Source organism: Pseudarthrobacter sp. CC12 (assembly GCF_039907755.1).
GTDB classification, from domain to species: domain Bacteria; phylum Actinomycetota; class Actinomycetes; order Actinomycetales; family Micrococcaceae; genus Arthrobacter; species Arthrobacter niigatensis.
Genome location: NZ_JARDJH010000007.1, coordinates 1 through 11,162, shown reverse-complemented (window position 1 = coordinate 11,162; position 11,162 = coordinate 1). Strand labels below are relative to the sequence as shown.

Here is an 11,162-nt window from a genome sequence, read left to right as displayed (position 1 = left end):
TGCTGCAGATTCCTGCGACAGACCAAGCAGGTGGCACCGGAATACATTCACAGTGGTAGATCAAACAGCAACTGAATGCAGGAGCAGATCAGATAGGCGGAATTACCGCCGGTGCACGTCCACCTTAGCACCTTCAACGTCCACTGCGAGCTTCAGCACGCGCCAGCCGATGTCCGGCGTGTTCTCCGCCGTAAAGGCTTCGATGAAGGCCACGGCGTCCGTGCCCTGCGCTTCCCCGTTGGCCAGCACCAGGACGGTGGGCCCTGCACCGGAAACCACTGCGGCATAGCCTGCCTTGCGGAGGGCGCCGATCAGTGCCGCACTGGGCCGCATGGCCTCCGCGCGGTAGCTCTGGTGCAGGTAGTCCTCGGTGCCCGGCACCAGGAATTCCGGCTTTTGCGTGAGCGCGTGGATCAGCAGCGCTGCCCTGCCGGAATTCATGGCGGCGGCGTGGTGTCCCACAGAGGCCGGGAGCAGGGCGCGGGCAGCTTCGGTGGAGAGTTCGAAATCGGGCACCGCCACGACGGGGATCACGGATCCGGCAACTGTGGCACTGGTGCTGCTGTACTGCTCACTGTCCTGCCATGACAGCGCCAGTCCGCCGAAAATCGCGGGTGCGACGTTGTCCGGGTGGCCTTCCATCTCGCTGGTGAGCTGGAGGATCCAGTCCTTTCCGCGGCGGCTTTCGGCCGGAACCATGGCATTGGCAGCCGAGACTGCGGCCACCACGGCTGATGCGGAGGAGCCCAGCCCACGGCCGTGCGGGTTGACGTTGCGGGCCGTCACCTTCAGGCCTCCGTGCCGGTAGCCAAGCCGCTCAAACGCTGCGTCCATGGCCCTGATTACCAGGTGGCTGGCATCCCGCGGAAGGGTGTCTGCGCCCTCGCCGCTGAGCTCGAAGACGAGTTCGTCCGTGTCCAGGCTTTCCACGGTCAGGGTGTCGTGCAGCGCCAGGGCCAGTCCCAGGCTGTCGTATCCGGGGCCCAGGTTGGCCGTCGTGGCCGGGACGCGGACGGTAACGCACTGGCCCGGCTCGATCAGTTGCAGTCCAACGGCGGCCTGCGAGGTGGTGTCCAAGGCTATTTTTCTTCCAGTCCCAGCTCAGCGGCCACAGTGACAACGTCATTCGGAACCTTGACCGGTTGGACGTCGTTGCCGTCTTCGGTGCGAAGGGCCCACTGCGGGTCCTTGAGGCCATGGCCGGTGACGGTAATGACGATGGTCTTTCCGCTGGGGACCTCGCCGGCGGCGTGCTTCTTGAGCAGGCCCGCCACGCCGGCCGCGGATCCGGGCTCTACGAAGACGCCCTCCTTGGCTGACAGCCAGCGGTGGGCGTTCAGGATCTCCTCGTCGGTGACGGCTTCGATGAGCCCACCGGATTCGTCACGGGCGCCTACGGCACCATCCCAGGACGCCGGGTTTCCGATGCGGATGGCGGTGGCGATGGTGTCTGGTTCCGTGATCGGGTGGCCTGCGACAAACGGGGCGGCACCGGCGGCCTGGAAGCCCCACATTGCTGGCGTCTTGGTGGATACAGCGGGAAGCGTGCCGGCGGTATCCGATTCGAAGGGAGCGCAGTACTCCTTGTAGCCCTTCCAGTAGGCCGTGATGTTGCCGGCGTTGCCCACGGGCAGAACGTGGATGTCCGGTGCATCACCCAGGGAATCGACCACTTCGAAGGCGCCGGTCTTCTGGCCCTGGATGCGGGCGGGGTTGACCGAGTTGACCAGGAAGACGGGGTAGGACTCCCCCAGCTTGCGGGCGATGTCCAGGCAGTTGTCGAAGTTGCCGTCCACCTGCAGCAAGGTGGCACCGTGCGCGATCGCCTGGCTGAGCTTGCCCATCGAGATCTTGCCCTCGGGCACCAGGACGGCGCATTTGAGGCCGGCGGCCGTGGCGTAGGCTGCGGCGGACGCGGAGGTGTTGCCGGTGGAAGCGCAGACCACGGCCTTGGCGCCGGAGGCCACCGCGGCAGTCATGGCCATGGTCATGCCCCGGTCCTTGAAGGAGCCGGTGGGGTTCATGCCCTCCACCTTCAGGTAGACCTCGGACCCGGTGAGTTCTGAGAGCTTCTGCGCGTGAACCAGCGGGGTGCCGCCCTCGCCCAGGGTGATCACCCTGGTGGACTCCGTCACGGGCAGACGGTCAGCGTATTCGCGGATGACGCCGCGCCATTGGTGAGCCACTTAGACTCCTTCTACCCGCAGAACGGATGTAACTGAATTGATGACGTCCAGGCCCTTTACGGCCTGGACGGTGGCTGCAAGGGCAGCCTCTGATGCGCGGTGGGTGACAATCCGCAGTTCGGCCGACTCCACGTTGGATTCCGCATCCCGGTGGATGGTCTGCCGCATGATTTCGATCGAGACACCGTGCTCGGCGAACAGCTGGGCAATCCGGGCCAGCACACCGGGCTGGTCTGCAACGTCCAGGCCGATGTAGTAGCTGGTAGTGGCCGCTTCGATGGGCAGCGCCGGGACGTGGCCGGTGGTGGTTTCCGTGCGCTGGGGTCCGCCCAGGACCAGGCGGCGGGCGGCCGACACGAGATCGCCCATAACGGCAGACGCCGTGGGGGTTCCGCCGGCGCCCTGGCCGTAGAACATCAGCTCTCCGGCGTTCTCGGCTTCGATGAACACGGCGTTGAAGGCACCACGGACCGCGGCCAGCGGGTGTTCGCGCGGAAGGAGGGTGGGGTGGACACGGACGGACACGCCTTCCTTGCCGTCAACGTCGGTCAGTTTCTCCGCGATGGCCAGCAGCTTGATGACGAAGCCGGCGTCTTTCGCCGCGGCGATGTCGGCAGCGCTGACGTTTGAGATTCCCTCGCAGTGGACGTTCTCCAGGGCGAAGCGGGTGTGGAAGGAGAGCGAGGCCAGGATCGCGGCCTTGGCGGCGGCGTCGTGGCCTTCGACGTCGGCCGTGGGATCGGCTTCCGCGTAGCCAAGGCGCTGGGCCTCGGCGAGGGCGTCCGCGAACTGGGCGCCGGTGGTGTCCATCTGGTCGAGGATGAAATTGGTGGTGCCGTTGACGATGCCCAGCACGCGGGTGATCCGGTCGCCCGAGAGGCTGTCGCGGATGGGGCGCAGGATCGGGATGGCTCCGGCGACGGCGGCCTCGTAGGACAGCTGGACGCCGGCTCGGTCCGCCTCTTCGTAGAGCGTGGGGCCATCCTGCGCCAGAAGTGCCTTGTTTCCGGTCACCACGCAGGCGCCGTTCTGCAGCGCGGAGAGGATCAGCGTGCGGGCGGGCTCGATGCCGCCCATCAACTCGATGACAAGGTCGGTGTCCTTGACCAGCGTTTCGGCGTCGGTGGTGAAAAGGTCCTGCGGCAGGTCCACGTCGCGGGGGGCGTTGACGTTGCGCACGGCGATGCCGCTGAGCTGCAGGCGGGCACCGGCGCGGGCAGCGAGGGCGTCCGCGTCCTCAATGAGGATCCGCGCAACCTGGGCTCCAACGTTGCCACAGCCCAGCAGGGCTACTTTCAGCGTTCGCATTTCCGTCATTCAGGCTCCCATGTCGCGGTTCAGCAGGTCTTCTTCGGTTTCCCCGCGGACAATCAGCCGGGAAGATCCGTCGCGCACCGCGACAACGCCCGGCCGGGCCAGATAGTTGTAGTTGCTCGAGAGGGCCCAGCAGTAGGCGCCGGTTCCCGGTACAGCAAGCAGATCACCGGCTGCCACGTCCTCGGGCAGATATACATCTCTAACAACTATGTCGCCGCTCTCGCAATGTTTGCCCACCACGCGGGACAGCTGCGGGGCGGCGCCGGACGTCCGCGAGGCCAGGACGGCCGAATAATCCGCGTCGTACAGCACCGGGCGGGCGTTGTCGCTCATGCCGCCGTCCACCGAAACATACCGGCGGGGATACGTAACGTTGTTGCCCGCGTCACCGTCGCCGGAGGTGCCGGGTACGTCCACGCGGACCGTCTTCAGCGTGCCCACTTCGTACAGCGTGAAGGTGGTGCTGCCCACGATGGCGCGTCCCGGTTCGATGGAGATGCGCGGCGCGTCGATGCCCAGCTCGGCGCAGGTGGAACGCACGACGGCGGCCATCGCGTTGGCGATCTCCGCGGCGGGGCGGGGGGTGTCCACCGGCGTGTAGGCGATCCCGTAGCCGCCGCCAAGGTCCAGTTCCGGCAGGGTGATGGAGTACTTTTCCTGCATGGCGGCCAGGAAGCGCAGCAGTTTCTCGGCGGCCAGCGCAAACCCGTCCGGCTCGAAGATCTGGGAGCCGATGTGGCAGTGCAGGCCCAGCAGCTCGATGCCAGGATGCGCTGATGCGGCTGCCACCGCTTCCTCGGCAGCGGAGATCCCGGCTTGATCGGTGGTATCGGCAGCCATCGAGAGGCCGAACTTCTGGTCCTCGTGGGCGGTGGCGATGAATTCGTGCGTGTGGGCATGCACGCCGGGGGTGAGCCGCAGCATGACCTTCGCCTGCTCCCCGCGCCCCTGCGCGATCGCGCCGACCCGCACGAGCTCATCAAGGCTGTCCACCACGATCCGCCCCAGGCCCATGTCAAGCGCCCGGTGGATCTCGCCGTCGGACTTGTTGTTGCCGTGCAGGGCGACGTCCGCGCCGGGAATTCCGGCCCGGTAGGCCACGGCGAGTTCGCCGCCCGAGGCCGTGTCCAGCCGCAGCCCTTCTTCCTCCACCCAGCGCACCACCGCGGTGCAGAGGAATGACTTGCCGGCGTAGTAGACATCCACTCCCCCGCAGATATCCGCGAAGGCGTCATTGAAGGCGTCGCTGAATGCCCTGGCGCGGGCACGGAAGTCGTTCTCGCTCATCACGAAAAGCGGGGTCCCGTATTGCCGCTGCAACTCGCTGACGGGGATGCCGCCGATGCTGAGTTCACCGTCCCCGTTGCGTGCTGCGTCGCCGGCCCACATCGGTTCGTGGAGGGCATTGAGGTCATCCGGAACGGTAAGCCATTCCGGGGCAAGCGGAGATCCCTGTGCTGCTGCGTGCGTCATGGGTCCTACATCCGTTCCGGCGCGGAAACGCCCAGGAGGTCAAGGCCGTTCGCCAGTACCTGGCTGGTGGCGTCATTCAGCCAGAGCCTGGTGCGGTTGAGGTCCGTGACGGGTTCTTCACCCATGGGCGCAATGCGGCAGGCGTCGTACCAGCGGTGGTAGGCCCCGGCGATGGCCTCGAGGTGGCGCGCCACCCGGTGCGGTTCGCGCAGTTCCGCGGCCTTGGCCACGATGGACGGGTAGCTGCCCAGGTAGGAGAGCAGCTCGTTTTCCGTGGCGTGGTCCAGGAGCGAGGCGTCGAAGCTGTCCTGGCCGTCCACCTGGCGTTCGACGCCGGCAGCCACCGCGTTGCGCGCGGCGCCGCGGGAACGGGCGTGGGCGTACTGGACGTAGAACACTGGGTTCTCGTTGCTGTGCTTCTTCAGCAGCTCCGGATCGAGCGTCAACGGCGAGTCGGCGGGGAACCGGGCCAGGGAGTAGCGGACGGCATCCTTGCCCAGCCACTCAATCAGGTCCTTGAGCTCGATGATGTTGCCCGCGCGCTTGGACAGCTTGGCTCCATTTACCGAAACCAGCTGGCCAATCAGCACCTCGATGTTGACTTCTGGATCATCCCCGGCCGCGGCCGAAATGGCCTTGAGCCGGTTGATGTAGCCGTGGTGGTCGGCGCCCAGGAGGTAGATCTTTTCCGTGAAGCCGCGGTCCTTCTTGGACAGGTAGTAGGCGGCGTCCGCGGCGAAGTAGGTGGGCTCGCCGTTGGCGCGGATCATCACGCGGTCCTTGTCGTCGCCAAAGTCCGTGGTCCGCAGCCAGACCGCACCGCCGTCGTCGAACACGTGGCCCTGCTCGCGAAGGCGCGCCACGGCGCTCTCGATCGCCCCGGCGTCGTGCAGTTCCTGCTCGGAGAAGAAGACGTCGAACTCGACGCCGAACTCTGCCAGGGTGGCCTTGATGTCCTTCATCTGGGCTTCATAGGCCGCGGCCCGGATGACGGGCAGGGCCGCAACTTCGGTGAGCTCGCGGATGTCGGGGTGGGCGGTGAGCACTTCGTGGCCAAGGTCCGCGATGTACTGCCCGGGGTAGCCGCCGTCGGGCACGGGAAGGCCGTGCAGCCGGTTGTAGACGGAGGTGGCGAAGGTGTTCATCTGCGAGCCGGCGTCGTTGATGTAGTACTCCGCAGTGACGTCGGCGCCGGAGGCGCGCAACACCCGGGCAATCGAGTCACCCAGGGCTGCCCAGCGGGTGTGTCCGATGTGCAGCGGCCCGGTGGGATTGGCGGACACGAACTCCATGTTGACCGTGCGGCCGGCGAGCGCCGTATTGGTGCCGTAGCTCCGGCCGGCCTCAACGATGACCTTGGCCAGGGCACCGGCTGCCGCGGCGTCAACGGTGATGTTCAGGAAACCCGGGCCGGCGATGTCCACGGCGGAAACACCATTGATGGACTTCAGCCGGGCACTGAGGATGGCAGCGAATTCACGCGGGTTGGTCCCTGCCGGCTTGGCGAGCTGGAGGGCGATGTTGGTGGCCCAGTCGCCGTGGTCCCTGTTCTTGGGTCGCTCCACGCGCACCTCAGCAGGAATTGCTGATTCCGCAAGGGCGATTTCGCCGGCGGCGACGGCGTCCTTGAGGCAGGCGGATATGGCGAGGGAAAGTTCTTCGGGAGTCACCCCCCTAGCCTACCGGGGGCCAGTGACAGCAAAGAATTTAACGCCGGCCGAAGCCCCGGGGTGAACCTTTCGGGCAGATCCGGCGTTATGCAGAGCGTAGCCACTGCCGCACGGCATGACCTCAGAGTGAAACGAGAGCCTTCATGAGACCCTCCACCCGCAAAAGCCCGTCCATATCCGCAGGCTCCCCGGCAGCGGGCGGCGCCCTCCGCCGGACCCTCTACGCCGGAATCGCCGGCTTGTCACTGGCCGGAACCGTGGCGGGCTGTGCACCCTCGGCGGCCGAGGCCCCGTCGGCCACCAACGGCGCCCCCGGAAACTCCTCCGCCGCGCCGTCGGGCGGCTCCACCGCCCTGGCCGGCAGCGGTGGCAGCTACAAGGACGGCACCTACAGCGCGGACGGCAACTACGTTTCCCCCAACGGCACGGAGACGGTCGGCGTGCAGTTGACCCTCGCCGCGGGAAGAGTCACCGATGTGCAGATCACCCAGCACCCGTCCAACCCGAATACCCGCAAGTTCCAGGGTGAGTTCGCCGGCGGCATCGCGGCGCAGGTGGTGGGCAAGAACCTCGACGAGCTCAACGTTTCCAAGGTTGCCGGCTCCTCCCTGACCAGCGGAGGCTTCAACCAGGCCGTGGGCAAGATCAAGTCGGAGGCGCAGTAGGCGGTGTCCGGCACGGACTGGGAGGGCTTTGCGTTCCAGGGGATCGGCACCGACTGGGAGATCTCCACACCCCTGCCCTTGACGGCGGCGTTGCGGGAGAGCCTCCTGGACCACATTGAAAGGTTCGACGCCGCGTGGTCCCGGTTCAGGGCCGACTCGCTGGTGGCGGCGATGGCCCGCGCACCGGGACGCTACCGGTTTCCCGACGAGGCCGCAGCGCTCGGCCCGCTGTATTCCACCTTGTACGGTTTGACCGACGGCGCCATGACGCCGCTGATCGGCAGCAGCCTGGAACGGCTGGGGTACGATCCCGCCTACTCGCTCCGGCCGGCAGGTCCGCCACTCCCGGCGCCCCCTTGGGAGTCGGTCCTCAGCTGGTCCGGGACCAGCCTGACGGCCAGTGAGCCGGTGGTGCTGGACATCGGCGCCGCCGGCAAGGGTTTGTTGGTGGACCTGCTGGCCGCCGAACTGGAGGGCGCCGGCACCGGATCCTTCATCATTGATGCCAGCGGCGACCTGCTGGTCCGCGGCCCGGACCCCGTCAGTGTTGCCCTCGAACACCCCTACAACCCGGCACAGGCCATCGGCGTCGTGGAGCTGGACGGGCGGGCCCTGTGTGCTTCCGCGGCCAACCGGCGGGCTTGGGGCGACGGACTGCACCACGTCCTGGACGGAACCACCGGGCAGCCGGTGCGGACCGCCGTCGCCGCCTGGGCGCTGGCGGAAACAGCCATGGTCGCCGATGCCCTCGCCACCGCCCTCTTCTTCGTTCCGGGCGCCCTGCTCGCGGACACGTTCGATTTTTCCTGGCTGACAGTCTTTTCCGACGGCAGTGCGACCTACTCAGCCGAATTCGAAGGGAAGCTGTTCTCATGAGTTCCGTGGACACACCCCAAACCGGCCCGGTTCCCTCCCTCAGCGGACGAATAGGGTCAGCCGTGGGCAGGTTCACCATGTACCGGCTTATCCTCCTGGTCCTGGCCGCCCTTGCCGCCTACAGCCTGCTCCTTGACGTGCTGGGCTGGCTGACGTTCGGCATCCCCGAAATGCTGGGACACCTGGCACTGTGCCTGGGACTGACCTGGGCCACCAACCGGGCGCTTGCGGCGCTCTTCCGGGTTAATCCCCACACCGAGTCCTCCCTGATCACAGGACTGCTGCTCTACTTCCTGTTCTGGCCCTCCCTGCAGCCGATGGACCTGGCGGGGGTGGCGCTGGCGTGCGTCCTGGCGTCGGCGTCGAAATACGCATTGGCGTGGCGCGGACGGCACATCTTCAATCCTGCCGCGGCCGGCGCCTTCGCCACCGGCCTGACCGGGCTGAACGTCGCCACCTGGTGGGCGGCCACTCCGGCCATGCTCTGGCTGCTGGTGCCGGGCGTGCTGCTGGTCCTGCACCGCACGCGCAAGCTGTTGATGGCAGCCGTGTTCACAATAGTCGCAACCGCCATCATCAACGTTGAGCTGCTTCGCTCCGGCATGACCGCCGGGATGGGCCTCTGGCAGGCCCTCGCGCAGCGTCCGGTGCTCTTCTTCGTGGGTTTCATGCTGACCGAGCCCCTCACACTGCCGCCGCGGCGACGCCAGCAGCTGGTCCTTGCCGGCGTGGTGGGAGTGCTCTTCGCGCTCCCGTGGAACCTGGGTCCTGTGGCGAACTCCCCCGAGGCGGCGCTGCTTGCGGGCAACCTGCTGGCCTTCCTGTCCGGCCAGCGCGGGGCCGTGAAGCTCCGGTTTGCTGGAAACCGCCCGCTGACGCCCACCACTGCCGAGTTCTCTTTCGAGGCCGCCAGGCCGGTGCGTTTCCTCCCCGGACAATACATGGAGCTGGACCTCCCGCACGCCAGGCCGGATGGGAAAGGCCGGCGCCGCGTGTTCAGCCTGACCGGTTCCCCTGGCGGGCGCCTGGTGTCCTTTGGCGTCCGCACGGCCGGTCCGGTGTCTGCGGCAAAGGAGGCGCTCCTGGCACTGCGGCCCGGCGACCCTGTGACGGCCACGGCGGTGGGCGGCGACTTTGTCCTGCCGCGGGATCCCCGCCGGCCGGTACTGCTCATCGCCGCAGGCATCGGCATCACGCCATTCGTGTCCCAACTGTCCTCCGGCGCCTTGCGGGAGCGGGATGCCATCCTCCTGCTCCTGGCCAGGAGCGCTGACGAAGTGCCCTACACAGACGAACTCCGGTCATCCGGCCTCCCGGTGATGGTGATGCTGGCAGACGGCTCCCGGCCGCCGTCGGGCCTGGCCTCAGCTTCACCCGGGGCGCGCGGCGAGCCCGGCGCTCCCGGCCGGCTGGATGGAAAGGCGCTTGCAGCGCTTGTCCCGGACATTGCCCGCCGGGAGGTCTACGTCTCCGGCTCCCCGGCAAGCGTCGCATCCCTGCGCCGGGCAGCGCGGCGCGCAGGTGCGCGCAGGGTCAGAACCGACTCTTTCGCCGGCTACTGAGGCCTGGCCGGCAGCCGCCGCGGACAAGACCCTGCGCCTGTTTTCCCTTGCGGGCCACCTTCCTGCTAAGCTCTAGGACGTCCCGCCGGGAACGGCAGGAATCCGGAAAATTGCCCTCGTAGCTCAGGGGATAGAGCGTCTGCCTCCGGAGCAGAAGGCCGTAGGTTCGAATCCTACCGAGGGCACATGGAAACCCCCGCCGCTTCTTGAAGCGGCGGGGGTTTTTCGTTCCCCGGGGTCCCCCCGCCCTGCGCCGATCACCCCCGGAACAGGGTCAGAAATTCAGTGCCGGCTCATCAAGGGTTGCCAGGGTCAGCACGGCTTCTTCAACCGTTGCGTGGTCCTCCAGCTCCCGCTCGATCCTGCGCAGGGCCACTGCCACCTCATGCTCCGGATGGTCCCCCTCCAGGTCCACCGCCGCCACCAGGTACAGCTTGCGCGGACCAACGAATTCCAGGTGCAGGTAGGTGAGCCGGGCGATGTCGCGGTGCTCCAGCACCCGCCGCGCCATGGAACGCTCAATATCGGGCGTGACGCCCTGGCCCACCAGGAAGCGCCGGTTCCGGTCGATCAGGACCACGGCGACGACGGCGAGCAACACGCCCACGGCGATCGAACCAATCGCATCGGGCAGCGGCGACCCGGTGACCTGGTGCAGGAACACGCCCACGAACGCTATGACAAGGCCGATCAGCGCCGCGGCATCCTCGGCAAAGACGGCGCGCAGCGTGGGATCAGAGCTGATGAGGACCTGTTCGAGGGTGTGCCGTTCCAGTTCGTGCGCCGCTTTCCGGGTTTGGCGGAACGCCTGGACGAAGGAGATCCCTTCGAAGACGAAAGCCACCGCCAGGACGATGTAGGCCACCATGAAGTCGGCGGCCGGCTCAGGGGAAACTATCTCCTGGATGCCGTGCATGATGGACACCACCGCACCTGCCGTAAAGAGGCCGAACGCGGCGAACATTGACCAGACGTAGGCTTCGCGGCCGTATCCCATGGGATGTCCCTTGTCCCGGGGCCGGGCTGACCGCCGTTCCGCGAAAAACAGGAACACCTGGTTGCCCGTGTCCGCCCAGGAGTGCGCCGCCTCCGCCGCCATCGAAGCCGAGCCGGAGAGGACGGCCGCCACCGATTTTGCCGCCGCCACCAGCACATTCGCCACGAAGGCGATGATGACCGTCAGCAGGGTGGAACTGGACTTGGTTCGCTTTTCGGATTCAGCCATGCGCCTACCGTACCCAGCGCTGGCTGCTGCAGCCCGTTGCAGGCTGCCGAATTCCTGGCGGTGGCGTCCCTCCCAATGTCGGAGCCTGCTCATAGGCTGGTTCCACCTAGATGTATTGACCTGAGAGGTTGATGACGCGGCTGGCCGGTGTCTTACCTTTGAGTGCAGTGTGGGCTCGATGGTGATTG

Annotated in this window: 9 protein-coding genes and 1 tRNA gene; 4 read left to right on the top strand and 6 right to left on the bottom strand. The window is 67.0% G+C overall.

What is annotated here, in order from left to right; translation table 11 throughout:
* Positions 1 to 102: 102 nt before the first annotated feature.
* The 5 genes from thrB to argS are packed head-to-tail and all read right to left on the bottom strand — an operon-like array spanning position 103 to position 6,646.
* Positions 103 to 1,077, bottom strand: a complete 975-nt coding sequence (thrB, locus tag PV772_RS07665; RefSeq protein ID WP_141160046.1) for a homoserine kinase — start codon at positions 1,075 to 1,077, stop codon at positions 103 to 105.
* Positions 1,078 to 1,079: 2 nt separating this feature from the next.
* A complete protein-coding gene (thrC, locus tag PV772_RS07660) occupies positions 1,080 to 2,186 on the bottom strand; it encodes a threonine synthase (RefSeq protein WP_141160045.1) in 1,107 nt (368 codons plus the stop codon).
* Positions 2,187 to 3,503 (bottom strand): homoserine dehydrogenase, encoded by a 1,317-nt coding sequence (locus PV772_RS07655; protein ID WP_141160044.1) that lies wholly within the window; start codon positions 3,501 to 3,503, stop codon positions 2,187 to 2,189.
* Positions 3,504 to 4,976: a diaminopimelate decarboxylase gene (gene lysA / locus PV772_RS07650; RefSeq protein WP_141160043.1), complete on the bottom strand. Its 1,473-nt coding sequence runs from the start codon at positions 4,974 to 4,976 to the stop codon at positions 3,504 to 3,506.
* A gap of 5 nt (positions 4,977 to 4,981) precedes the next feature.
* A complete protein-coding gene (gene argS, locus PV772_RS07645) occupies positions 4,982 to 6,646 on the bottom strand; it encodes an arginine--tRNA ligase (RefSeq protein ID WP_141160042.1) in 1,665 nt (554 codons plus the stop codon).
* A 143-nt stretch (positions 6,647 to 6,789) separates the two neighbouring features.
* Here argS and PV772_RS07640 point away from each other — a divergent pair, with 143 nt between their 5' ends.
* The 4 genes from PV772_RS07640 (at position 6,790) to PV772_RS07625 (ending at position 9,934) form a co-directional block, all read left to right on the top strand.
* On the top strand, positions 6,790 to 7,311 hold the full coding sequence (locus tag PV772_RS07640; protein ID WP_307357582.1) for a hypothetical protein: 522 nt from the start codon (positions 6,790 to 6,792) through the stop codon (positions 7,309 to 7,311).
* A 3-nt stretch (positions 7,312 to 7,314) separates the two neighbouring features.
* Complete coding sequence (locus PV772_RS07635; RefSeq protein WP_141160041.1) at positions 7,315 to 8,187, top strand: FAD:protein FMN transferase; 873 nt, start codon at positions 7,315 to 7,317, stop codon at positions 8,185 to 8,187.
* A complete protein-coding gene (locus PV772_RS07630; RefSeq protein WP_141160040.1) occupies positions 8,184 to 9,749 on the top strand; it encodes an FAD-dependent oxidoreductase in 1,566 nt (521 codons plus the stop codon). The genes PV772_RS07635 and PV772_RS07630 overlap by 4 nt, the downstream gene beginning before the upstream one ends.
* Positions 9,750 to 9,861: 112 nt before the next feature.
* A tRNA-Arg gene (locus PV772_RS07625) sits at positions 9,862 to 9,934 on the top strand.
* Positions 9,935 to 10,023: 89 nt separating this feature from the next.
* Here PV772_RS07625 and PV772_RS07620 read toward each other — a convergent pair.
* Positions 10,024 to 10,974, bottom strand: coding sequence for a cation transporter (locus tag PV772_RS07620; protein WP_141160039.1), 951 nt, complete (start codon positions 10,972 to 10,974; stop codon positions 10,024 to 10,026).
* Positions 10,975 to 11,162 lie beyond the last annotated feature (188 nt).